This is a genomic window from Kitasatospora paranensis (assembly GCF_039544005.1).
In the GTDB taxonomy this organism is placed as follows: Bacteria; Actinomycetota; Actinomycetes; order Streptomycetales; family Streptomycetaceae; genus Kitasatospora; species Kitasatospora paranensis.
In genome coordinates, this window is record NZ_BAABKV010000001.1 from 6,870,829 (window position 1) to 6,894,395 (window position 23,567).

Annotated in this window: 20 protein-coding genes and 4 pseudogenes; 15 read left to right on the top strand and 9 right to left on the bottom strand. The window is 73.3% G+C overall.

What is annotated here, in order from left to right; translation table 11 throughout:
* The first annotated feature begins 191 nt into the window (after positions 1-191).
* A complete protein-coding gene (locus ABEB13_RS32630; RefSeq protein ID WP_345708358.1) occupies positions 192-3,035 on the top strand; it encodes a DEAD/DEAH box helicase in 2,844 nt (947 codons plus the stop codon).
* 77 nt (positions 3,036-3,112) lie between these two features.
* Here ABEB13_RS32630 and ABEB13_RS32635 read toward each other — a convergent pair whose 3' ends face one another.
* The 4 genes from ABEB13_RS32635 to ABEB13_RS32650 form a co-directional block, all read right to left on the bottom strand.
* Positions 3,113-4,141 (bottom strand): sphingomyelin phosphodiesterase, encoded by a 1,029-nt coding sequence (locus ABEB13_RS32635; protein ID WP_345708359.1) that lies wholly within the window; start codon positions 4,139-4,141, stop codon positions 3,113-3,115.
* Between the two features lie 203 nt (positions 4,142-4,344).
* Positions 4,345-5,247, bottom strand: coding sequence for a 5'-3' exonuclease (locus tag ABEB13_RS32640; protein ID WP_345709903.1), 903 nt, complete (start codon positions 5,245-5,247; stop codon positions 4,345-4,347).
* 84 nt (positions 5,248-5,331) lie between these two features.
* Entirely contained in the window at positions 5,332-6,384 is a 1,053-nt protein-coding gene (locus ABEB13_RS32645; RefSeq protein WP_345708360.1) for a cation diffusion facilitator family transporter, read from the bottom strand.
* 128 nt (positions 6,385-6,512) lie between these two features.
* Positions 6,513-7,247, bottom strand: a complete 735-nt coding sequence (locus tag ABEB13_RS32650) for a gamma-glutamyl-gamma-aminobutyrate hydrolase family protein (protein WP_345708361.1) — start codon at positions 7,245-7,247, stop codon at positions 6,513-6,515.
* 129 nt (positions 7,248-7,376) lie between these two features.
* On the opposite strand from ABEB13_RS32650, the gene ABEB13_RS32655 reads away from it, so the two are divergent.
* The 3 genes from ABEB13_RS32655 (at position 7,377) to ABEB13_RS40830 (ending at position 9,182) form a co-directional block, all read left to right on the top strand.
* On the top strand, positions 7,377-8,036 hold the full coding sequence (locus ABEB13_RS32655) for an SDR family oxidoreductase (RefSeq protein WP_345708362.1): 660 nt from the start codon (positions 7,377-7,379) through the stop codon (positions 8,034-8,036).
* A 73-nt stretch (positions 8,037-8,109) separates the two neighbouring features.
* Positions 8,110-8,937: a DUF2510 domain-containing protein gene (locus ABEB13_RS32660; RefSeq protein WP_425559925.1), complete on the top strand. Its 828-nt coding sequence runs from the start codon at positions 8,110-8,112 to the stop codon at positions 8,935-8,937.
* Positions 8,938-8,948: 11 nt separating this feature from the next.
* A complete protein-coding gene (locus ABEB13_RS40830) occupies positions 8,949-9,182 on the top strand; it encodes a hypothetical protein (protein ID WP_425559926.1) in 234 nt (77 codons plus the stop codon).
* A 59-nt stretch (positions 9,183-9,241) separates the two neighbouring features.
* On the opposite strand, the pseudogene ABEB13_RS32665 reads toward ABEB13_RS40830, so the two are convergent.
* Together ABEB13_RS32665 and ABEB13_RS32670 are read right to left on the bottom strand one after the other, a co-directional pair.
* Positions 9,242-10,461: pseudogene (locus ABEB13_RS32665) on the bottom strand (alanine racemase).
* A 23-nt stretch (positions 10,462-10,484) separates the two neighbouring features.
* Positions 10,485-11,135, bottom strand: a complete 651-nt coding sequence (locus tag ABEB13_RS32670; RefSeq protein WP_345708364.1) for a serine hydrolase — start codon at positions 11,133-11,135, stop codon at positions 10,485-10,487.
* Positions 11,136-11,147: 12 nt separating this feature from the next.
* Between ABEB13_RS32670 and ABEB13_RS32675 the strand changes: the two genes are divergently transcribed.
* Both ABEB13_RS32675 and ABEB13_RS32680 read left to right on the top strand, forming a co-directional pair.
* Complete coding sequence (locus ABEB13_RS32675) at positions 11,148-11,447, top strand: hypothetical protein (RefSeq protein WP_345708365.1); 300 nt, start codon at positions 11,148-11,150, stop codon at positions 11,445-11,447.
* A gap of 45 nt (positions 11,448-11,492) precedes the next feature.
* Positions 11,493-11,867 (top strand): annotated as a pseudogene (locus tag ABEB13_RS32680) (SseB family protein); the annotation flags it as partial.
* A gap of 29 nt (positions 11,868-11,896) precedes the next feature.
* On the opposite strand, the gene ABEB13_RS32685 reads toward ABEB13_RS32680, so the two are convergent.
* A complete protein-coding gene (locus ABEB13_RS32685; RefSeq protein WP_345708366.1) occupies positions 11,897-12,133 on the bottom strand; it encodes a hypothetical protein in 237 nt (78 codons plus the stop codon).
* A gap of 205 nt (positions 12,134-12,338) precedes the next feature.
* Positions 12,339-12,710: a DUF1844 domain-containing protein gene (locus ABEB13_RS32690; RefSeq protein ID WP_100887491.1), complete on the bottom strand. Its 372-nt coding sequence runs from the start codon at positions 12,708-12,710 to the stop codon at positions 12,339-12,341.
* 440 nt (positions 12,711-13,150) lie between these two features.
* On the opposite strand from ABEB13_RS32690, the gene infC reads away from it, so the two are divergent.
* From infC to ABEB13_RS32735, 9 genes and pseudogenes are all read left to right on the top strand, one after another.
* Positions 13,151-13,846: a translation initiation factor IF-3 gene (gene infC / locus ABEB13_RS32695; protein WP_345709904.1), complete on the top strand. Its 696-nt coding sequence runs from the start codon at positions 13,151-13,153 to the stop codon at positions 13,844-13,846.
* Positions 13,847-13,980: 134 nt separating this feature from the next.
* Positions 13,981-14,175, top strand: a complete 195-nt coding sequence (gene rpmI / locus ABEB13_RS32700; protein WP_045302606.1) for a 50S ribosomal protein L35 — start codon at positions 13,981-13,983, stop codon at positions 14,173-14,175.
* Between the two features lie 104 nt (positions 14,176-14,279).
* On the top strand, positions 14,280-14,666 hold the full coding sequence (gene rplT / locus ABEB13_RS32705) for a 50S ribosomal protein L20 (RefSeq protein WP_100887489.1): 387 nt from the start codon (positions 14,280-14,282) through the stop codon (positions 14,664-14,666).
* Positions 14,667-14,781: 115 nt separating this feature from the next.
* On the top strand, positions 14,782-15,636 hold the full coding sequence (locus ABEB13_RS32710; RefSeq protein WP_345709905.1) for a TrmH family RNA methyltransferase: 855 nt from the start codon (positions 14,782-14,784) through the stop codon (positions 15,634-15,636).
* A gap of 48 nt (positions 15,637-15,684) precedes the next feature.
* The gene (locus ABEB13_RS32715) at positions 15,685-16,788 is read left to right on the top strand and encodes an ATP-binding protein (RefSeq protein WP_345708367.1); all 1,104 of its coding nucleotides are present in this window, start codon (positions 15,685-15,687) and stop codon (positions 16,786-16,788) included.
* A 237-nt stretch (positions 16,789-17,025) separates the two neighbouring features.
* Positions 17,026-18,147 carry a phenylalanine--tRNA ligase subunit alpha gene (gene pheS, locus ABEB13_RS32720; protein WP_100887486.1) on the top strand — a complete coding sequence of 374 codons (1,122 nt, stop codon included), beginning with the start codon at positions 17,026-17,028 and terminating at the stop codon, positions 18,145-18,147.
* Positions 18,147-20,660, top strand: coding sequence for a phenylalanine--tRNA ligase subunit beta (gene pheT, locus ABEB13_RS32725; protein ID WP_345708368.1), 2,514 nt, complete (start codon positions 18,147-18,149; stop codon positions 20,658-20,660). The genes pheS and pheT overlap by 1 nt, the downstream gene beginning before the upstream one ends.
* A 237-nt stretch (positions 20,661-20,897) precedes the next feature.
* Positions 20,898-21,745 (top strand): annotated as a pseudogene (locus tag ABEB13_RS32730) (chitosanase).
* 117 nt (positions 21,746-21,862) lie between these two features.
* Positions 21,863-22,593: pseudogene (locus ABEB13_RS32735) on the top strand (DUF7873 family protein).
* Positions 22,594-23,017: 424 nt separating this feature from the next.
* Here ABEB13_RS32735 and ABEB13_RS32740 read toward each other — a convergent pair.
* Entirely contained in the window at positions 23,018-23,479 is a 462-nt protein-coding gene (locus tag ABEB13_RS32740) for a DUF732 domain-containing protein (RefSeq protein ID WP_345708369.1), read from the bottom strand.
* Positions 23,480-23,567: the final 88 nt, after the last annotated feature.

Genomic DNA, 23,567 nt, shown 5'->3' on the forward strand with positions numbered 1-23,567 from the left:
AAAAACGGTGCTATCGATGTCCGTTCTGCCGGGTAACCTCTGGGCGAGATGCTCGATCACCACACCCACCACATCCGCTGCGCCCCGGCCCCGGCCCACGTCGGCCCGGCCCCGCAGCCGCAGGCGTCGCCGTCTGCGCCCCCGTCCGGCCCGTTCGGGCAGCACTTCCACGGGAAGAGAAGGTGACGCCGATGGACAGCACCATGCCCGAGGAGCAGCTCAGCCCGGCCGAGGCCTACGCGGCCTCCCGCCGCCGCGCCGCCGAGCAGGCGACCGAGCTGTACGGCTTCCAGCAGCTCTACGACTTCCCGCTCGACCCGTTCCAGATCGAGGCCTGCCGGGCCCTGGAGGCCGGTGAGGGCGTCCTGGTCGCCGCACCGACCGGCTCCGGCAAGACCATCGTCGGCGAGTTCGCCGTCCACCTGGCGCTGGCGAGCGGCCGCAAGTGCTTCTACACCACGCCGATCAAGGCGCTCTCCAACCAGAAGTTCGGCGACCTGGTCAAGCGCTACGGCGCAGCCAAGGTCGGCCTGCTGACGGGTGACAACAGCGTCAACGGCGACGCGCCGGTGGTCGTGATGACCACCGAGGTGCTCCGCAACATGCTGTACGCGGGCTCGCGTGCCCTCGACGGCCTCGGCTACGTGGTGATGGACGAGGTCCACTACCTCGCCGACCGCTTCCGCGGCGCGGTCTGGGAGGAGGTGATCATCCACCTCCCCGAGTCGGTGGTGCTCGCCTCGCTCTCCGCGACGGTCTCCAACGCCGAGGAGTTCGGCGACTGGCTCGACACCGTCCGCGGCGGCACCCGGGTGATCGTCTCCGAGCACCGGCCCGTCCCGCTCTGGCAGCACGTCATGGCCGGCAACCGGATGTACGACCTGTTCGCCAACCCGGACCGCGACGGCCGCCCCAAGGACGCCCCGCGCAACCCGGCCAAGGCGGTCAACCCCGAGCTCGTCCGGCTCGCCCGCGCCGAGATCGACCGCGGCGGCCGCGACCGCTTCGCCAAGGGCCGCGGACGCTCCATGCCCACCGGCCGCCCCGGCCGGGTCTGGACGCCGAGCCGGGTCGACGTCATCGAACGCCTCGACGCCGAGGGCCTGCTGCCCGCGATCACCTTCATCTTCAGCCGCGCGGGCTGCGAGGCCGCCGTCCAGCAGTGCCTCTCCTCCGGGCTGCGGCTCAACCGCGACAGCGACCGCCGGCAGGTCCGGGAGATCGTCGAGCAGCGCTGCTACGACATCCCCGACGAGGACCTGCACGTCCTCGGCTACTACGAGTGGCTCGACGGGCTGGAGCGCGGCATCGCCGCCCACCACGCCGGCATGCTGCCGCGGTTCAAGGAGGTCGTCGAGGAGCTCTTCGTCAAGGGCCTCGTCAAGGCGGTCTTCGCCACCGAGACCCTCGCCCTCGGCATCAACATGCCCGCCCGCTCGGTGGTCATGGAGAAGCTGGTCAAGTGGAACGGCGAGACCCACGCCGACATCACCCCCGGCGAGTACACCCAGCTCACCGGCCGGGCCGGCCGCCGCGGCATCGACGTCGAGGGCCACGCCGTGGTGCTCTGGCAGCGCGGCATCGACCCCGAGGCGCTGGCCGGGCTCGCCGGCACCCGCACCTACCCGCTGCGCTCCTCCTTCCGGCCGTCCTACAACATGGCGGTCAACCTGGTCGGCCAGTTCGGGCGGCACCGCTCCCGCGAACTGCTGGAGACCTCCTTCGCGCAGTTCCAGGCGGACCGGTCGGTGGTCGGCCTCGCCCGCCAGGTGCAGCGCAACGAGGAGGGCCTGGAGGGCTACCGCGAGTCGATGACCTGCCACCTCGGCGACTTCGACGAGTACATGGGCATGCGCCGGGCGCTCAAGGACCGCGAGAACGAACTCGCCCGCGAGGGCGCCGGCCAGCGCCGCTCCGCCGCCGCCGAGTCGATCGAGCAGCTCAAGCCCGGCGACGTCATCCACGTGCCGGCCGGCAAGTTCGCCGGCCTCGCGCTCGTCCTCGACCCGGGCCTGCCCCCGGTGAACCGGACGGGCCGCGGCGCACCCCGCCACCCCGACTACCAGGACGGGCCGCGGCCCGTCGTGCTCACCGCCGAGCGCCAGGTCAAGCGGCTCGCGATGATCGACTTCCCGTACCCCGTCCAGGCGGTCGACCGGATGCGGATCCCGAAGTCCTTCAACCCGCGCAGCCCGCAGTCCCGCCGCGACCTCGCCTCCGCGCTGCGCACCAAGGCCGGCCACGTCGAGCCCGAGCGCTACCGCAAGGGCCGCGCCGCCGCCGCCGACGACCCCGAGATCGCCCGGCTGCGCGCCGCGCTGCGCCAGCACCCCTGCCACGGCTGCGACGAGCGCGAGGACCACGCCCGCTGGTCCGAGCGCTACCACCGGCTGCACCGCGACACCGACCTGCTGGAGCGCCGGATGCGCTCCCGCACGCACACCATCGCCCGGACTTTCGACCGGGTCTGCGGCCTGCTCACCGACCTCGGCTACCTCAGCGGCGACACCGTCACCGCGGACGGCAAGCGCCTCGGCCGCCTCTACGGCGAACTCGACCTGCTCGCCTCCGAGTGCATCCGCGAGGGCGTCTGGAACGGCCTCGCCGCCGCCGAACTCGCCGCCTGCGCCTCGGCGCTGGTCTACGAGTCCCGGCAGGCCGACGACGCGGCCGCGCCCCGGGTGCCGGAGGGCGGGGCCAAGGAGGCGCTCGGCCGGATGATCCGGATCTGGGGCCACCTCGACGCCCTGGAGGAGCAGCACAAGATCTCCACCGCCGAGGGCGTCGGCCAGCGCGAGCCCGACCTCGGCTTCGCCTGGGTCGCCTACCGCTGGGCGCTCGGCCACAACCTGGACGCGGTGCTGCGCGACGCCGAACTGCCGGCCGGCGACTTCGTCCGCTGGACGAAGCAGCTGATCGACGTGCTCGGCCAGATCCAGGACGCCGCCGGCGAGGACGCCGAGCTGCGCACCACCGCCCGCAAGGCGGTCGACGCGCTGCGCCGCGGCATCATCGCCTACTCCTCGGTGGGGTAGCCGGGGGCAGCCGCCGGACAACGCGGGGCCCCGATCGCCTTCCGGCGACCGGGGCCCCGCGTCCGTTCCCGGCGGTGTCAGTGCAGCTGGAAGGTGGCCTCGACCGGGTAGTGGTCGCTGGGCGCCCGGGTGTCCACCTGGCCCGGCGTCCAGCCGGGCTGCGGGTCGACGTCGACCGTGACGGTCGGCAGCGCGGCCGGGACGGGCCGGCCCGGCGCGTTCAGGTAGCCGAGGTAGTCCAGGTCGTCCCGGTAGTCCGTCGGGAAGGTCTCCACGCCCGCCATGTACTGGCACCAGGCCGAGACCGGGCAGTCCATGGTGGTCCGGGTCGCGTTGGGGTCGGTCGCCGGGGTGCCGAGGACGCCGCCGACGGCGTTCTGGGCGTTGGCGAAGTCGCCGCGGGCCTGCCCGTGCAGGTACTCGACGTTGAGGTCACCGCCGATGAGCACCGGCGCGTCGGTGCCGGCGATGCCGTTCACCCAGGAGCGGATCTCGCCGAGCTGGCCGAGCCGGGTGGCCTGGGTGGTGTCGGTGGGGACGTCGGACTCGTCGGCCTGCAGGTGGGTGCCCACCACCCAGGCCTTGGTGCCGCCCTTGTCGATCCGCACCAGGGCCGCGCCCTTGTTGGCGTGGTAGTCCCAGGTGCCGTACGTCGAGTTGCCGAAGACGTGGGCGTACTGGGCGGTGATCGGGTACTTCGAGAGGATCATGGTGCCGCCGTTGATGACGAACCACGAGTTCGAACAGTTGCCGCTGATGCCCGTCCAGCCGCCGCCGGAGCAGGTCTGGCCGACCACCGGGGTGCGGTAGGGGTAGAGGTCGGCCAGCCGGCTGTTGATGTCGGCGGTCGAGGTGTTGTTGAAGTTCTCGTCCAGGATCACCACGTCGGCGCTGTGCTGACGGACGATCGACTCGATCACCGGGGTGCGGGTGGCCGCCTGCTCGTGCTGGGTGGAGTCGACGATCGCGGTGCCGAGGTCGACGTTGAAGGCGAACACCGAGAGGCTGGTGGTGTCCTGGGCGGAGGCGGTCGGGGCGGTGCCGCCGAGCAGCAGGGCGGCGGCCGCCGCCGAGGCGAGGGCGGCGGCCGAGCGGCGCGTGAGCATGGCGTTCTCCTGAGGGTGGGTCGGCCGGCTCCGGGGCCTGCGGTTGTCGGGCCCCGGTCATGACAGCGGGACCCTAGCTACTCGCGGGTACATCCGGAAGAACGCGACGCGATCGGCAGGGAGCGGTCCTGTGGCGGAAAGATGTCTGTACAGCTCTGCCGCCTGTCGGGCCCCTGCCCGCCCTGCCCGCCCGGCCCGCCCGGTCAGCCGCCCAGGACCGCCAGCACCCGCTCCAGCGAGCCGCCCAGCCCCCACTGCTCGGAGAGCGCCTCCAGGGCCATGGGGTGGAGGGGTTCGCCGGGCAGCACCGGGTCGAAGTCGGGCAGCGGCACGTCGGTGGCGACGCGGACGACGGTGGGGGCGACGTCGAGGTAGGCGGCGCCTTCGAGGATGTTCTTGCGGCGGGCCGGGGTGAGCTTGGAGACCGGGTCGGCGGCTGCGGCGCGGATGCCGGCGAGGTCGCCGTACTCGCGGATGAGTTGGGTGGCGGTCTTCTCGCCGATGCCCTTGACACCGGGCAGGCCGTCGCTGGGGTCGCCGCGCAGGGCGGCCATGTCGGCGTACTCGGGGCCGGTGACGCCGTACTTGTCGAGGAGGGCGGCCTCGGTGATGACCTCGGCGTTGCCGACGCCCTTGACCGGGTAGATCACCTGGACGCCGCGGGCGTCGTCGACCAGCTGGAACAGGTCGCGGTCCCCGGTGACGATCTCCACCGGGCCCCGGGCCGCGGTGGCGAGGGTGCCGATCACGTCGTCGGCCTCGTAGCCGGCCACGCCGACCCGGGCGATGCCCAGCGCGTCCAGCACCTGCTCGATCACGGGCACCTGCGGGGCCAGCGTGTCGGGGATCTCCTCCTCACCTGCCACGGTGGGCTCCGGCGCGAGCCGGTGGGTCTTGTAGGAGGGGATGAGGTCGACCCGCCACTGCGGCCGCCAGTCGGCGTCCATGCAGGCGACCAGGTGGTCGGGGCGGTGGTCCTGGACGAGCCGGGCGATGAAGTCCAGCAGGCCGCGGACGGCGTTCACCGGCTGCCCGTCCGGGGACTTCAGGGACTCCGGGACGCCGAAGTAGGCACGGAAGTAGAGGCTCGCGGTGTCGAGCAGCATCAGTCGCGGTGCGGTCACCCTCCGATGATGCCGTACCCCGCCGACACCGCCGGTGCGTCACTGCCGTGCGTCACTGCCGGTGCGTCAGTGCCGGTGCGGCCCGCTGCGGTGCACCGGCCCGTGCGCGTCCGCGCAGTGCTCCGCCTCCAGCGCCTCCATGGCGGCCGCGCGGCCGATCTGCAGCAGCTCCTGCGGACCTTCCTCGCCGACGTGGTCGACCTGCAGGGTGGCGTGGGTGATCCGGTACTCCTCGCGCAGCCGGCGCTGGAGCTCGCGGCGCACCGCGTGGCAGTCGCCGCCCGACTCGACCAGGATGTGCGCGGAGAGCGCCGGCTGGCCCGAGGTGATCTCCCAGATGTGCAGGTCGTGGATCTCCTCGACCAGCGGTGCGGCGACCAGCCGGTCGGCCACCGCGTCCGGGTCGATGCCCGCCGGGGCGGCCTCGAGGAAGATCCGCGCGGAGGCCCGGACGAGGCCCACGCCGGCCTTCAGCATGAGCGCCACCACGATCAGCGAGGCGACGGCGTCGGCCCGGACGAAGCCGGTGGTCAGCACCACCGCGCCGGCCACCGCGGTGGCGATGAAGGCGTACAGGTCGGTCAGTACGTGCTGGAAGGCGCCCTCGACGTTCAGCGAGCTCCGGTTGGCCTTCGACATGCACCAGGCCGCCGCGATGTTCACCGCCACGCCGACCAGCGCGGTCACCAGCACCAGGCCGCCGGCCACCTCCGGCGGGGAGATCAGCCGCCGGACGGCCTCGTAGCCCAGCCAGGCGGAGAGCACCAGCAGGGTGACGCCATTGGCCTGGGCGGAGAGGATCTCGGCCCGCTTGAGCCCGTAGGTGTAGCCGCCGCGGGCGGGCCGGGCGGCGAGCCGCATGGCTACCAGGGCCAGTCCGATCGCCGCGGCGTCGGTCAGCATGTGTGCCGCGTCCGAGATCAGGGCCAGCGACCCGGCGGCCAGGCCCACCAGGACCTCACCCACCATGAACGCCGTGATCAGGACGAGGGCGCCCACCAGCCAGCGCCGGTCGGCGTCCGCGGACACCGCGTGGCTGTGGCCGCCGTGGCCGTGGCCGTCCTGGTGCCCGTGCGCGTCTCCGTGCTCGTGGTCGTGCTCGTGCCGGCGGCCGGCCATCGGACTCCTCTCCCGATACCGGGCGGTTGCCCGCCCGCACCCGAAGTGAACCCCAGATCGTGGGGAGATCCAAAGGCTGCACTGGTGACCGTTGTCGTTGCCGCGTTCCGCCCGTCCGGCCGACCGGCTCATGTGCCGACGGGCGCCAGCGACGCGCTGCGGACGGCCGCCGCCTGCCGGACGAGGGCCGCCATCAGCCGCAGGTCGTCGCCCTGTTCGGGGTGCCACTGGACGCCGAGGGTGAAGCCGGGCCCCTCGACCGCCTCCACGGTGCCGTCCTCGGCCCAGGCGCTGACGGCCAGCCCGTCCCCGAGCCGGTCCACGGCCTGGTGGTGGAAGGTCGGCACGTCCAGGGACTCCTCCGGCAGCACCCCGGCCAGCAGTGTCCCCGGCACCGGACGGACGGTGTGCCGCCCGTACGTCCCGGGCGCGCCCAGGTGCCCGTGGTGGCCGACCACGTCCGGCAGGTGCTGGACGAGGGTGCCGCCGAGGACGACGTTCAGCAGTTGCAGCCCGCGGCAGATGCCCAGCACCGGCACCCCGCCGGCCAGCGCGGCCGTCAGCAGCGCGGCCTCCCAGGCGTCGCGCTCGGGCTCGCCCCCGTCGGTCTCGGGGTGCCGCGCGGCGCCGTATCGGGCGGGGTCGACGTCCGAGCCGCCGGAGATCACCAGGGCGTCGATCCGGGCGACGGCGTCCGCGGCATGCTCGGCCGCGTCCGGCGGCAGCAGGACGGCCAGCCCGCCGGCCGCCTGCACCACCGCCGGGTAGCGCTCGGCGAGCAGGACGGTGCGGATCCGCTCCCACCGCCCCCAGGCGGCGTCGGTGACGAGTGTGCTGATGCCGATCACGGGCCGTGGAGTCATGGCGCGGATTCTGCCGCCCGGCGGGCCGATCGGGCGGGATCCGGCGGTTCGGCACGCGCCGCGGGGCCACGGTCGGCGGTACGACGTACGGTGACCGTGTCGTGCCGGTACGTGACCGAGGAGAGCGGGATGGCGCAGTCGGCGGGGTCCGGCCGCCCGGCCGGGCGGGTCGCGGTGGTCTCCGGGGTGAGCGGGTTCGCCGGGGAGGCCGGGGCGGCCGTCGCCCGGCGGCTTGCCGAGGACGGTGCGCGGGTGGTCTGCGCCGACCCCGACGAGCGGGCCGGCCGGGCGGTGGCCCGCTCGGTCGGCGGGCTGTTCGTGCACACCGACCCCCTGGACGAGTACATGGTGGAGGCGCTGTTCGACGAGGCGTACGAGACCTTCGGCGGGCTGGATGCGGTGGTCAACGGCGCCGGCGGCCCGCCGTCCGCCGACGGTCCGCCGCTGGAGACCTCGCCCGACACCTGGCGGGCGGTGCTGGACGGCCGGCTCACCGCGGTCTTCCTCGCCTGCCGGGCCGCCCTGCCGTACCTGCGCCGGCACGGCCACGGTTCGGTGGTGAACCTCGCCGGTCCCGCGGTCGAGAGCGGGGTGGCCGCGACGGTGGCGGCCGCCGGGGTGGTCACGCTGACCCGGGAACTGGCCGGGCGGTTCGGGCCCGAGGGCATCCGCTTCAACGCGGTGGGCGAGGACGGAGGCCGGGTCGACCGGCTGGCCGCCGCCGCCGCGTACCTGGTCGGGGACGGTGCGGCGGGCGTCAACGGCACGGTGATCCGATTCTCACCGTAATCTCATCGCGAAATGGCGGTTTCGGCCCTCCCGCTGATATCGCGTTTATGTGCGCGCCCTTAGATTCGATGGCGTGAGCGAGCAGATTCCCGCCGGGTGGTACCCGGATCCCAAGGACACCACCACCGAGCCCCGCCCCGAGCGCTGGTGGGACGGCCAGGGCTGGACGGCGACCACCCGCCCGGGGCCGGGCGCCGTGGAGGAGGCCGCCGGCGGCGAGCCGACCGTGATCGAGGGCCAGGTACTGGAGAGCGGCCCCAGCGTCCGGTACCCGGACTACCCGCCGCTCGCCTCCGACACCCCGCCGAAGGCCGCACGCAGGCCCGCCCGCCCGGCGGTGGTGGCCGCGGCCGTCGCCGCCCTCGCCGGTGTCGTGGTCGGCTCCGGCGTCACGTACCTGGCGATGGACGGCCGCACGGACACGGCCTCGGCCCGGCCGGCGGCCGGCCCGGGCGGTTACGGCTTCCCGGGGGCAACGGCATCCCGGGCTTCCCCGGCGGCGACGGCGGCAACGGCGGGGACGCCTTCGGTGGCCAGGGCAATGGCAACGGTGGCAGCGGCCAGGGCAACGGCGGCGGCCTCGGCGGCGGGCTGGGCAACGGTCAGGGCAACGGCAAGGGCAACGGCAAGGGCAGCGGCTCCTCGGCCACCACCGCGGTCGACGCCGTCAACGGCATCAGCCTCCCCATCCCCAGCGGCTGGAAGGGCGGCACCGGCACCGACGGCCACGCCTCGCTCATCATCGGGACGTACACCTGCCCCGACGGCAGCGCCAACTGCTCGCTCGGCGGTGTCGTCACCGGCAGCCTCCAGGGCAGTGACGCCAAGCAGGCCGCGCTGGCCGACATCGCCGCCGCCGCCAAGGACTCCTACGGCGCCATCAAGGGCCACCAGGAGCTGAAGTCCGAGGCCGTGACGGTGGTGGGCCGCAGCGGCTACCTCGTCCGCTGGAAGGTCGACGCCCCCCAGGGCAACAACGGCTACGTGGAGACGGTGGTCTTCCCCGGCGCGAAGAGCGGCAGCCTGGTCTCCGTCCGCTTCGGCTTCGACATCGCGGCCAAGGCCCCCGACGTCGCCGTCATGGACACCATCGTCCAGGGCATCGGCACCGCGGCCGCCGGGGCCCAGGACGGCACCAACACCTGACGCGATGCGTACGGCACCGGGCGGGCCCGCTGGTCGGGCCCGCCCGGTGCTGTACGCGGTCAGAGGAAGGTCCGGCCCTCGCCGCGGTAGGTCGGCACGGTCTCCACCACGCGGTCCCCGTCCACCAGGTGCAGCTCGGCGAAGCGCTCGCAGAGCTCGCCCGCCTTGGCGTGCCGGAACCACACCCGGTCGCCCACCAGCAGGTCGTCGGCCGCGGCCCCGAGCAGCGGCGTCTGCACCTCGCCGGCGCCCTCCTGCGGGTCGTAGCGCAGGCCGGCCGGCAGGTGCGGGACGGGGAGCGGTCCGCGCCCGCGGGGCCGGAGGCCGGGTAGCCGCCGCCCAGCACCGTCACCACGCCGACGCCGGGCCGGCGCACCACCGGCTGGGCGAACAGCGCGGCGGGCCGCCCGGTGAACGCCCGGTAGTTGTCGAACAGTCGCGGCACGTACAGCCCGGATCCCGCGGCGACCTCGGTGACCGCCGCCTCCGCGACCGTCGACTCCACACTGCCGGTGCCGCCGCCGTTGACGAACTCCAGCTCGGCGACCTGACGCAGCCGGCGCACCACCGCGGCCCGCCGCACGGCGAGTTCGGCCCGCGCCCGGTCCTGCATCAGCCGGACCATCCGCGAGCGCACCGGCCGGCCCGCGATCCGGTCGCCGACCCCCGCGATGTGCCCCTCGTACGCCATCAGGCCGACCACCCGGAAGCCCGGGCGGGTCTGCACCAGCTCGGCGAGCGCGCCGACGGCCTCCGGGGTGCGCAGCGGGGAGCGCCGGGCGCCCACCCGCACCCGGCCGCCGAGCAGCTGCAGCGAGGTGTCCAGCTCCAGGCAGACCCGCACGGTCTCGGCGCCGCCCCGGGCGGCGTCGATCAGGTCGAGCTGCGCCGGGTCGTCGACCAGCACGGTGACGGCAGCGGCGAGCTTCGGGTCGGCGGTGAGCTCCGCGAAGGCGGCCCGGTCGGCCGACGGGTAGGCGAGCAGGATGTCGGAGAAGCCCGAACGGGCGAGCCAGAGCGACTCGGCGAGGGTGAAGCTCATGATCCCGGCGAAGCCGTCCATGGCGAGGACGCGCTCCAGCAGGGCCCGGCAGCGCACCGACTTGCTCGCCACCCGGATCGGCTTGCCGTTCGCGCGGCGCACCAGGTCGGCCGCGTTGGCGTCGAACGCCGCCAGGTCGACGATCGCCAGCGGCGCGTCGAGGTGGGCGGTCGCCCGGTCGTAGCGGGCGCGGTCGGCGACGGCGCCGGGCGCGGCGGGGGCGAGGTCGGTGGCCATGGGCGCAGCGTGCCACACGGCGGCTACCGCTGGGTAGAGGTGGCCGCGGTCAGGCTGTCGACGGCGGCCGAGGCGGCCGACTCGACCAGGTCGATGCCCTCCTGCTCGGTCGCGGAGCCGTCGCTCAGGACGGCCACCAGCACCTGGCGGCCGTCGTGGACGACCCGCCCGATGCTGTTGATCACCCAGGCGCCGCTCTCCGTCCGCGGCAGCCAGCCGTTCTTGAGCCGGGGGTCGCCGCCGTCGTCCGCCGCGGAGACGCCCCAGTCCTGGTCGTCGGCGATCCGGCCCATCAACCCCTGCAGGTAGCTCCGGGAGGCTGTGCCCAGCGAGTCGTCCGTCCCGAACACGACCTGGAGCAGGCGCAGTTGGTCGGCGGCGGTGGTGGCCGTCAGTCCCCAGTAGCCGTCGGTGCCCGCGGTGGTGGCGGTCAGCCCGAACGCGGCGTTGGCCTCGTCCAGGCCGTCGGCCCCGCCGACCGCCTCGAACAGCTCGGTGGCCGCGTCGTTGTCGCTGTTCTCGATCATCAGTGCGGCGGCGGTCCGCTGCGCCGCCGTCAGCATGCCGTCGGACTGCCGGAGCAGGGCTGCCAGGATGTCCACCTTGACGATGCTGGCGGTCACGAAGGTGTCGGTGCCGTAGTCCGCGGTGGCACCGGTCGCGGTGTCCAGCACGGCGACGGAGACGTGGCCGGTGGTGCCGCCGAGGGCGTCGGCGAGCCCTGCGTCGAGCTGCGCGCCGAGCCGGGCGGCCGCGTCGGCGGAGGGGCGCCGGCCGGCTCGGTGGCGGCGACCTGCAAGGTGTCGGCGCTCTGCGACCGTCCCGGGTACAGCCGGACGGCGGCGGCCGCGAGGGCGAGGACGAGCAGCGCTGCCGTCCGCCGTGTCCGTCGACGCCGCCTGCGCGCGTCCCTTCGGGTCCTGCCCTCTGCTGCCATGGCGGCGATGCTGGCCGGGGCCCCTGTGGCGGCCATGAGCCGTGGGTGAGCGACGGCTGAGAAGCGCGTCCGCGCGGTGGCATAGGCTCGTCGGGTGGAGCCCAAGAACATCCCGAACCCCGGATTCGCCGACGACGACGGCACCGCCGACCCGAGGCTCGCCTCGGCTCTCGAGGAGTGGGCCCGCCGGCCCGCGGAGGAGCCGGCGCTGCTGGCGGCGCTGACACCGAGCCGGCTGATGGTGCCGATCGTGGCGCTGCTGGGGGAGGTGGAGACGGGGGCGGACGGCCTTCGGCACGAGAAGACCAGTGACATGGCCGTCCCGGTGATCGAGGCCGCGGACGGGCGGCGGGCGCTGCCCGCCTTCACCTCGCTGGCGACGATGGCCCGCTGGCGGGCCGATGCCCGGCCGGCGCCGGTGGCCGCGCCGCAGGCGGCGATGGTCGCCTTCGCGGAGCGCGCCGACACGCTGCTGATCGACCCGGCGGGCCCGGTCAGCTACCGGCTGAGCGGTGCCCGGCTGCGGGCGCTCGCGGAGAACCGGCCGTACCGGCCGCCGGTGGAGGACCCGGACGTCCGGGAGGCGGTGCGGGCCGTCCTGGCGGCGGAGCCCGCGGTGGTTGCCGCCCACCTGCGCCCCGCGGTCGGGGTCGACGGCGTGCTCGCGCTCGTCCTGGAGCCGGAGACGGCGTACGGCGACGGGGCCCGGGCGTTCTTCGAGCGGCTGGCGGGCACGCTGGCCGCCGACCCGGTGCTGCGGGTCCGGATGGACGGGGGCTGGAGATGGCGATGCTGGCGCCGGGCACCGAACTGTCCGGCGAGCCCTTCTACCGGCGCTGACGGCGGCCGGTCCGGCTCGCACGGCACCGGGGCACGGCCCCGGCACGCGCCAGGGGCGCGGAACCCGCCGAGGCGGGTTCCGCGCCCCTGGCGCGGCGGGTCAGGAGTAGACCGGGCCGGTGAACTTCTCGCCGGGGCCGGCGCCCGGGGCGTCCGGGACGAGCGAGGCCTCGCGGAAGGCGAGCTGCAGCGAGCGCAGGCCGTCCCGCAGCGGGGCGGCGTGGAAGTTGGAGATCTCCGGCGCGCCGGCGGTCACCAGGCCGGCGAGTGCGGTGATCAGCTTGCGGGCCTCGTCGAGGTCCTTGTCGGCCTCGCCGCCCTCGGCCAGTCCGCACTTCACCGCCGCCGCGCTCATCAGGTGGACGGCGACGGTGGTGATCACCTCCACGGCCGGCACCTCCGCGATGTCGCGGGTCAGGTCGTCGAAGCCGAGCGCCTGCTCGTCGTCGTGCTCGTGGGGCTGGCTGGTCAAGGTGCTCACTCCGTCGGGCGGGGGTACGTTCACCAGGGAGCGTACAAGGCGGGGTGCCCGGGGCCGGAATACCGGTCGTGCCCCGAACGCTGCTATGATTCGAGACTGACCGGCCAGGAGCCCCCAGGGCACCCGGCCAGCAAGTGGAGGCTCCACCCAGGAGGCCCGAGAGGGCAACCGCGACAGTCTCCCACCCGATCGACCTCCGGGCCGACGGGTCCGGTCCGCGACGTACGCCGCAAGGCGCGCGATCGCCAGCGGCGCCCCCCGAGGGCGCCCCGGAATGTGTGGAGCCCCGCCTGTACCGTGCGGGGCTTTTTTCGTGCGTTCGGTGCCTTTCGGCAGCGGAGCATGAATGAAGCCCCGCCCAGTGGTCGAAACCACGACGTGCGACCGCCGCCCGACGGCCGCAGCGCAAAAGGTGCAACCGAGGAGGCCCCATCAGCACCGAGCCCCGCATCAACGACCGGATTCGCGTCCCCGAGGTGCGACTCGTCGGTCCCAGCGGCGAGCAGGTCGGCATCGTGCCGCTTGCCAAGGCGCTGGAACTTGCGCAGGAGTACGACCTCGACCTGGTCGAGGTCGCGGCGACCGCACGGCCGCCGGTGTGCAAGCTCATGGACTACGGCAAGTTCAAGTACGAGTCGGCCATGAAGGCCCGTGAGGCGCGCAAGAACCAGGCGCACACGGTCATCAAGGAGATGAAGCTCCGGCCGAAGATCGACCCGCACGACTATGACACCAAGAAGGGTCACGTCGTCCGGTTCCTCAAGCAGGGCGACAAGGTCAAGATCACGATCATGTTCCGCGGTCGTGAGCAGTCCCGCCCCGAGCTGGGCTTCCGACTGCTGCAGCGGCTCGCGGACGACGTCCAGGACCTGGGCTTCGTGGAGTCGTCGGCGAAGCAGGACGGCCGAAACATGATCATGGTTCTCGGCCCGCACAAGAAGAAGACCGAGGCGATGGCCGAGGCCCGCGCCCTTGCGGACGCCCGCAAGGCGGAGCGCCAGGGCCGCACCCCCGGCGCCGAGTCCGAGATCGACGACGAGCACGAGTCGATCGAGGACACGGAGCCCGTGGAGGCCGCAGAGCCCGCCGAGGTCGACCAGCCGGCCGAGGCCGAGCAGGACGCCTGAGCCCCAGGGCTCGGCGACCGGCTCGTAACCGGCCACCCGGCCGGGGCTCCCGCCCCGGCCGAGCAGAAGAATCCACTCCCGGCCCCGCACACTGCTGCGCGGGCCGGGGCGGACCGACGAGGAGATACGGCGACATGCCGAAGCAGAAGACGCACAGCGGCGCCAGCAAGCGCTTCAAGATCACTGGCTCCGGGAAGGTGCTGCGCGAGCGTGCCGGCCGTCGCCACCTGTTGGAGCACAAGCCCTCGACGCTGACCCGCAAGCTGGCCGGCACCGTCGAGCTGGCTCCCGCCGACGCCAAGAAGATCAAGAAGCTTCTCGGCAAGTGATCGCCCACCCGCGGCCCCGGCCGCGGGACGAGCTGATCCTTCCCGACCCCAACGAATGACGGACCGCCCGGAGCGATCCGAGGTCCAACCCAAGGAGTAATCAAGTGGCACGCGTCAAGCGGGCAGTCAACGCCCACAAGAAGCGCCGGGTCATCCTCGAGCGGGCCAGCGGTTACCGCGGCCAGCGCTCCCGCCTGTACCGCAAGGCCAAGGAGCAGGTCACCCACTCGCTCGTCTACAACTTCAACGACCGCAAGAAGCGCAAGGGCGACTTCCGTCAGCTGTGGATCCAGCGCATCAACGCTGCGGCCCGCGCCAACGGCATCACCTACAACCGCTTCGTGCAGGGCCTGAAGGCCGCGGGCGTCGAGATCGACCGCAAGATGCTCGCCGACCTGGCCGTCAACGACGCCGCCGCGTTCGCCGTCCTCGTCGAGGTCGCGCAGAAGGCGCTGCCGGAGGACGTCAACGCCCCCAAGGTCGCCGCCTGATCCAGGCAGCACCCCGGTTGCTGAGCTCTTCGGGCCCGCAGGTACTCGCTGCCTGCGGGCCCGTCGCGCACCCCGGACCACCAGAGAACGAGAGCATGCCGAGCACCGACACCCCCTGCTGACCTCCCTGCGCTCGCCGCGCGTCGTCGCCGCCCGCCGGCTGGCCCGGCGCAACCAGCGCTCCAAGGAGCGCCGCTTCCTGGCCGAGGGCCCGCAGGCGGTCCGCGAGGCCGTGGCGTACGGGCGACTGCCGGGCTCGGACGAGCACGCCGTGGTCGAGATCTACCTCACCGAGCAGGCGCTGGAGCGGCACACCGACATCGTCGACGCCGCCGAGCAGGCCCGGCTGCCGCTGCTCACCGCCACCGACGAGGTGATCGCGGAGATCTGCGACACCGTCACCCCGCAGGGGATCGTGGCGCTCTGCCGCTTCATCGACACCCCGTTCGAGGACGTGCTCGCGGCCGGGCCCCAGCTGGTCGCGGTGCTCGCGCACGTCCGCGACCCCGGCAACGCGGGCACCGTGCTCCGGACGGCCGACGCGGCCGGCGCGGACGCCGTCGTCCTCACCGACGCCTCCGTCGACCCGTACAACCCGAAGGCCGTCCGGGCCTCCGTCGGCAGCCTGTTCCACCTGCCCTTCGCGACCGGTGTGCCGGTCGAGGAGGCGGTCGCGCGGCTGCGCGAGGCCGGGGTCCGGGTGCTCGCCGCGGACGGCGCGGGGGAGCGCGACCTCGACCAGGAGCTCGACGAGGGCACGCTCGGCGCGCCCGGCGCATGGGTGTTCGGCAACGAGGCCTGGGGCCTGCCGGAGGAGACCCGCGCGCTGGCCGACGAGGTGGTGCGCGTGCCCATCCACGGACACGCCGAGAGCCTCAACCTCGCCACGGCCGCCGCCGTCTGCCTCTACGCCTCGGCCCGGGCGCAGCGCTCGCCCGGAGGGTGTCGCACAGAGCAGTACGGGCGCTAGGGTCGCCCTCGGCGGGGCGTAGGAACGGTGGGTCAGGGGAGGACACCCATGGTCGGCAGCGCGGAGGAGCTCGACCCGGACGACCTACCGGACGGCCTGGTCGTCGCGGACGCCGAAGGCCGGGTGGTCACCTTCAACCGGGCCGCGGCCCGGCTCACCGGCCGCCGGCCCGAGGCGGTGCTCGGCGCTCCGCTGGCGGACGCCCTGCCCCTGGAGGACCTGGACGGCCGGCGCTGGTGGAAGCTCACCGACCCGTACGGAGGCCTGGCGATCCGCTCCGGCCAGCCCGAGCGCAACCTGCTGCTCCCCGGCGGCTGCGAGGTGCTGGTCTCCGCCCGGTACGTCCGCGAGCGGCCCGGCGGACCGGTGCAGCGGGTCGTCGTCGCCCTGCGCGGCACCGAGGCCCGCCGCCGCACCGAACGCAGCCACGCCGAACTGATCGCCACCGTCGCGCACGAGCTGCGCTCCCCGCTGACCAGCGTCAAGGGCTTCACCGCCACGCTGCTGGCCAAGTGGGAGCGGTTCAACGACGGCCAGAAGCGGGTGATGCTGGAGACCGTCGACGCCGACGCGGACCGGGTCACCCGGCTGATCGCCGAACTGCTCGACATCTCCCGGATCGACGCCGGCCGGCTGGAGGTCCGCCGCCAGGTCGTCGACATCGCCGCCGCGGTGCGCCGGCACGTCGAGGGCAAGGTGGCGTCCGGGATTCCCGCCGAGCGCTTCGACATCCGGATCACCGAGCCGCTCGGCCAGCAGTGGGGCGACCCCGACAAGATCGACCAGGTGCTCGCCAACCTGCTGGAAAATGCCGTGCGGCACGGCGAGGGGACTGTCACCATCGAGGTGGCCCCCGCGAGCGAGATCGTCGAGGCGGCCGGCTGGGAGCACCCGGGCACCCCGCCCAGGGTCGTGGAAGGGACAGCGGTCACCGTGAGCGACGAAGGCAGCGGCATCCCCGAGGAGTCGATGCCGCGCGTCTTCACCCGCTTCTGGCGCGGCTCCAAGCGCGGCGGCACCGGCCTCGGCCTCTACATCGTCAAGGGCATCGTCGAGGCCCACGGCGGCGTCATCCGGATCAGCCGCGCGCCCTCGGGCGGCGCCCGCTTCCGATTTATCCTGCCCGCCGGCGTCCCGGACTTCATGCTGTAACGGCATCCGAGGTCCGCCGCCCCGGCGGGCTCCCCGCGCGCACCGCCCCGGACGGCGAAACGGCCGTCGGCGTGCTGCGACTACACTCGACCTTTGGCGTTGTGGGACGCCCTGCGCGGCCGTGCCGCGGACACCCCTCCCGGTACCGGGCCAGGGGATGCCCGTGCTCCGGCCACGCCGGGCGTAGCGCAAGGGCGAGCCATCCACTTCACGAGCAGGAGCACGGGAAAGATAGAGATGTCGGCACCCAACAAGTCCTACGACCCGGTCGAGGTCGAGGCCCTCAAGCCCGAGGTGGTGGAGCAGGCCCGGGACGAGGCGATCGCCGCGTTCGCGGCCGCCGCCGACCTCGACGCGCTCAAGCAGGCCAAGGTCGCGCACACCGGCGAGCGTTCGCCGCTCGCCCTCGCCAACCGCGAGATCGGCGCACTGCCGCCGCACGCCAAGGCGGCGGCCGGCAAGCTGATCGGCCAGGCCCGCGGCGCCGTCAACCAGGCGCTGGCCCGCCGCCAGGCCGAACTGGAGGCGGAGCGCGACGCCCGCGTGCTGGTCGAGGAGGCAGTGGACGTCACACTGCCCTACGACCGTGCCCCGCGCGGCGCCCGTCACCCGCTGACCACCATGGCCGAGCGGATCGAGGACACCTTCGTGGCCATGGGCTACGAGGTCGCCTCCGGCCCCGAGGTGGAGGCGGAGTGGCTCAACTTCGACGCCCTCAACCTGCACCAGGACCACCCGGCCCGCTCCATGCAGGACACCTTCTTCGTGCAGGCCCCGGACGGCTCGGCCGACTCCGGCGTGGTGCTGCGCACCCAGACCTCCCCGGTGCAGATCCGCACCATGCTCGACCGCCAGCCCCCGCTGTACGCGGTCAGCCCCGGCCGGGTCTACCGCACCGACGAGCTGGACGCCACGCACACCCCGGTCTTCCGCCAGGTCGAGGGCCTCGCGGTGGACGAGGGCATCACCTTCGCCGACCTCAAGGGCACCATCGAGGTGCTGGTCGAGAAGCTGATCGGCGGCCACCTGGAGCTGCGCTGGCGCCCCTCGTACTTCCCGTTCACCGAGCCGAGCGCCGAGGTGGACCTGCAGTGCTTCGTCTGCCGCGGTGAGAGCGTCGGCAACCCGGACCGTCCGTGCCGCACCTGCTCCTCCGAGGGCTGGATCGAGCTCGGCGGCTGCGGTGTCGTCAACCCGCGGGTGCTGGTCGCGGCCGGTGTCGACCCCAACCGCTACAGCGGGTTCGCCTTCGGCCTGGGCCTGGAGCGAATCCTGATGAACCGCCACAACGTCGCCGACATGCGCGACATGGTCGAGGGTGACGTCCGCTTCACCCTCCCGTTCGGGATGGAGATCTGATGCGCGTCCCGCTTTCCTGGCTGCGCGAGTACGTCGACCTGCCGGCCGGCGAGACCGGCCGTGACGTGGCGGCCCGGCTCGTCCGCGCGGGCCTGGAGGTCGAGACCGTCGAGCAGCTCGGCGGTGACCTCAAGGGCCCGCTGGTGGTCGGCGAGGTGCTCTCCATCGAGGAACTGGCCGGCTTCAAGAAGCCGATCCGGCACTGCTTCGTCAACGTCGGCGACGCCAACGGCACCGGCGAGCCGCAGGAGATCGTCTGCGGCGCGACCAACTTCAAGGTCGGCGACAAGGTCGTCGTCGTGCTGCCGGGCGCCGTGCTGCCCGGCCCGTTCCCGATCGCCGCGCGGCAGACCTACGGCCACACCTCGGCCGGCATGATCTGCTCCGCCCGCGAGCTCGGCATGGGCGACGATCACCACGGCATCCTGGTGCTGGAGTCGCACCTGGAGCCCGGCACCGACGCCGTCGAGCTGCTCCAGCTCGTCGACGAGGTGCTCGACATCGCCGTCACCCCGGACCGCGGCTACTGCCTGTCGATGCGCGGTGTGGCCCGCGAGGCCGCCGCCGCGTACGGCCTGCCGCTGGCCGACCCGGCTCTGCTGGACGTACCGCCGGCGAACGCCTTCGGCTACCCGGTGAAGGTCGCCGACCCGGTCGGCTGCGACCGCTTCGTCGCCCGCACCGTCACCGGTGTCGACCCGGCCGCGCCGTCGCCGATCTGGCTCCAGCGCCGTCTGCAGAAGTCCGGCATCCGCCCGATCTCGCTGACCGTCGACATCACCAACTACGTGATGCTGGAGGTCGGCCAGCCGCTGCACGCCTACGACCGCAGCCGGGTCGACGGCCCGATCCTCGTCCGCCGCGCCGAGGACGGCGAGATCCTCACCACGCTGGACGGCGTCAAGCGCAAGCTGTCCACCGAGGACCTGCTGATCTGCGACAACTCCGGCCCGATCGGCCTGGCCGGCGTCATGGGCGGCGCCACCACCGAGATCGTCGACCCGGTGCTCGACCCGGAGACCGGCGAGGTCACCGGCTCCACCGAGATCGTCATCGAGGCGGCGCACTTCGACCCGGTCTCCGTCGCCCGCACCGCCAAGCGGCACAAGCTGCCCTCCGAGGCGTCCAAGCGCTTCGAGCGCGGCGTCGACCCGGAGGCGACCCGCGCGGCCGCCCAGCGCGCCGTCGACCTGCTGGTGCTGATCGCCGGCGGCACCGCGGAGGAGGGCGTCACCGACATCGCCGCGCCGCACCCGGTGCGCACCATCACCATCGCCGCCGACCTGCCCGACCGGGTCGCCGGCACCGGGTACGGCCGGGAGACCGTCACCCGGCGCCTGCAGGAGGTCGGCTGCTCCGTCATCGGCGCCGACGTCCTGGAGGTCACCCCGCCGAGCTGGCGCCCCGACCTGACCGACCCGTACGACCTCGCGGAGGAGGTCATCCGGCTGGAGGGCTACGACAACGTCCCCGCCCGGATGCCGAACGTGCCGCCGGGCCGCGGTCTGACCGAGGCGCAGCGCTTCCACCGCCGGACGGGTGTCGCGCTGGCGGCCGCCGGCTACGTCGAGATCAACGCCTACCCGTTCCTGGGCGAGGCGGCGTTCGACGCGCTCGGCCTGGCGAAGGACGACCCGCGCCGCCGCACCGTCAAGCTGGTGAACCCGCTGAACGACGAGGAGCCGGCGCTGCGCACCACGCTGCTGCCCGGTCTGCTCGGCGCGCTGCGCCGCAACATCGGCCGCGGGAACACGGATCTGGCGCTGTTCGAGACCGGCACGGTCTTCCTGCCCAAGCCGGAGCTCTCGGTCGCGCCGCGGCTGTCGGTCGAGCACCGGCCCACCGACGCGGAGCTCGCCGAGCTCGACGCCGCCCTGCCGGACCAGCCGCGCCGCGTCGCGGTCGCCCTCGCGGGCGAGCGGCTGCCGTCCGGCTGGTGGGGCAAGGGCGGCCCGGCGGGCTGGGCGGACGCCGTGGAGGCGGCCCGCACGGTGGCCCGTGCGGCCAACATCGAGCTGACCGTCCGCCAGGCGCAGCACGCGCCCTGGCACCCGGGCCGGTGCGCCGAGCTGCTGGTGAACGGCCGGGTCGTCGGCCACGCCGGTGAGCTGCACCCGCGCGTGGTCAAGGCGCTGCACCTGCCGGACCGCACCAGCGCGATGGAGATCGACCTGGACGCGCTGATCGCCGACGGTGTGCAGAAGGTGTCCGGGCCGGGCGTCTCCGCCTACCCGGTGGCCACCCAGGACGTCGCGCTGATCGTCGACGCCGCGGTGCCGGCCGCCGAGGTGGAGTCGGCGCTGCGGGACGGCGCGGGCGAGCTGCTGGAGGCCATCCGGCTGTTCGACGTCTTCACCGGTGAGCAGGCGGGCGAGGGCAAGAAGTCGCTGGCCTACAACCTGCGCTTCCGGGCCGTGGACCGGACGCTGACCGCGGACGAGGCCTCGGCCGCCCGCGAGTCGGCGGTGGCCGCGGCGACCGCCCGCACCGGCGCGGTGCTGCGCGGCGTCTGACGCCCGATCGGCCCGAAGGGCCCCGTTCCGGACGATCCGTCCGGGGCGGGGCCCTTCGGCGTCCCGCGGTCGGCACGTGTCGGCGTGAACATGCCGTGCCCATTTCCGGCTTTGTGCGCAAGCCCCTTGCGGCGGTGGCGTCGTGGACGCTTCAATTCTTGTTAGGAAAGTTTCCTAACAAGGAGCGCGTCCTCGGGCACCCCCATGCCCCGAGCACCCGAGCAGACGGAGCGTCACATGAGTGCCAAGCACCGTACCGCCCGCACCACTCGCACCACCCGGGCCGCCCTCGCGGTCCTGCTCGCCGCCGTCCCGCTGACCGTCGCCACGGTCGGCGCCTCGCAGGCCGGCGCCAGCGTCCGGGCCGCGGCCTCGGTCGGCCTCGACGACTCCCACAAGAAGGAGATCGCGATGGAGCTCGTCTCCAGCGCCGAGAACTCCTCGCTGGACTGGAAGGCGCAGTACAAGTACATCGAGGACATCGGCGACGGCCGCGGCTACACCGCCGGCATCATCGGCTTCTGTTCCGGCACCGGCGACATGCTGGAGCTGGTGCAGCACTACACCGACCTCAAGTCCGGCAACGTCCTCGCCAAGTACCTCCCCGCGCTGAAGAAGGTCAACGGCAGCGACTCGCACGCCGGCCTCGGCTCCGCGTTCACCAAGGACTGGGCCACCGCCGCCAAGGACACCCTCTTCCAGCAGGCCCAGAACGACGAGCGCGACCGGGTCTACTTCGACCCGGCGGTCTCGCAGGCCAAGAGCGACGGCCTGCGCGCCCTCGGCCAGTTCATGTACTACGACGCCATCGTGATGCACGGCCCCGGCGGCGACTCCGACAGCTTCGGCGGCATCCGCGCCGCGGCCATGAAGAAGGCGAGGACCCCCGCCCAGGGCGGCGACGAGACGGCGTACCTCAAGGCCTTCGCCGACGCCCGCAAGGTGGTCATGAAGAAGGAGGAGGCGCACGCCGACACCAGCCGGGTCGACACCGAGCAGCTGGTCTTCCTCAGCGCCAAGAACTTCGACCTCAACCCCCGCTGAAGTGGAAGGTCTACGGGGACCCGTACCAGATCAACAGCTGACGCCGCGTCACCGTGCCGACGGTGCGCCCGGGATCGGCCCGACCGCCGCTCCCGGGCGCACCGCCGTCTCCGAATATTCGTGCGACGCGCGGGGCTCCGGTTGCTAGGGTCGCGGACGTGGCGAAACTCAACCAGATCATCGCAGTCGAAAGGGCGTCAAGTCCAAGTCCTTCCAGGAGCTGACCCAGGCCCACCACGGCCTGCAGAAGCCCGCCCTGCTCGCCGGGATCTCCCGCACCTACCAGCCGAAGGACGAGGAGGGCGAGCAGCTGCCGCCCGAGTCCACCCGGGTCCAGGTGCGCGCCGAGGACATCCTGCGGGACACCGCGGCCTCGCTCACCCGGCTGTTCGACGTGACCGCCACCAAGGACCACGCCAACTGCACCGCCCGCGCCGACGTGGTCGTCGACGGCCGCGCACTGCTCACCGACGTGCCGGTCACCTACCTGCTCTTCCTGGAGAAGCAGCTCACCGACCTGTACACGTTCGTCCGCAAGCTGCCCGTGCTGGACGCCTCCGAGTCCTGGAGCCCGGACCCGTCCACCGACGCCTGGAAGACCGACCCGGTGCGCACCATCCGGACGAAGAAGGTGCCGCGCAACCACGTCAAGGCCGAGGCGACCGAGAAGCACCCCGCGCAGGTCGAGGTGTACTACGAGGACATCCCGGTCGGGTACTGGACGACGGTGAAGTTCTCCGGAGCACTCCCCGCCCGACGGGTCAACGACCTCGTCCAGCGGGTCGAGAAGCTCCAGCAGGCCGTGCAGTTCGCCCGCGAGGAGGCGAACTCCGCCGAGGTCGCCGACCGGCGGGCCGGCGACGCGGTGTTCGGCTACCTCTTCGGGTAGCCCCACGATCCCCTCGTGCGAGCGGAGGGGTGCGCGACAAGCGCAGAAGCTGAAGCTGATGGTGAAGCTGACGCAGGGGAGACGGTGGAGGTTCGAATCCTCCCCCGGCACGACACGCCGGGGTGGCCCAATCGGTAGAGGCGGCCCCTTGAAACTCAGACTCTCGCTCCAGGCTCAGCATTCGCCGCCGAGCACCGGATCGACCGGATGCGGACGGAAAGCGTCGGATGCAGGTTCAAGTCCTGCCTGGGCCTCTGCCACGGCCCGGTAGTTCAAAGGTCGAACACGACGCTCTGAGAATGATCCGCATTCTTCAACGTGCCGGTGCGAGCAATTGGGTGGCACACCAGGGGCCCGGGAGCCGGATACCGCTCCCGGGCCCCGTCACGTCACGTCCCGCGGATCTCCCCGCCGCGGGGCGCCGTCACGGGCAGAGCGCCGCCTTCACGATCACGGCGATCATCTGGCCCTGCTGCGCGGTGAGGGTGGTGCCGTTGCCGCTGAAGGAGGCTGCGGCGTCCGCGGCCACCGTGGCGTCGTCCTTGCCCGCCTTGATCTCCCCACAGGTCGCCTGGGCCTTGGCCAGGGCGCCCTGCTGGTCCTTCGCCAGGTTCGGGTCGATCTGCTTCAGGCCCGCGATCAGCGCGAGGTTCTGTGCCATGTTCGGGGTGGCCACGCCGCCGGCCGGCTTGGGCGCCGAGGCGCTGCCCGCGGCGGACGGGCTCGCGGCGCCGGGCGCCGCACTGCTGCCGGCCGGCGCGGGCTGTGCGGCGGGCGCGGAGGACTGCGCGGGGGCGGCGGCGGTGCCGCTGCTGCTGCACGCGGTCAGGGTGAGGGTGAGGGCGGCGGCGGCCGTGATGCCGCCGACGATCATTCGAGTTCGCATCGCACCACCGTCCCAGAGCGGAAGCCGTCTGCCGAGGGCCGTGACCATGCTGTGACGGCGCTGTGCCAGAGCGGTGGCGCCGCCCCCT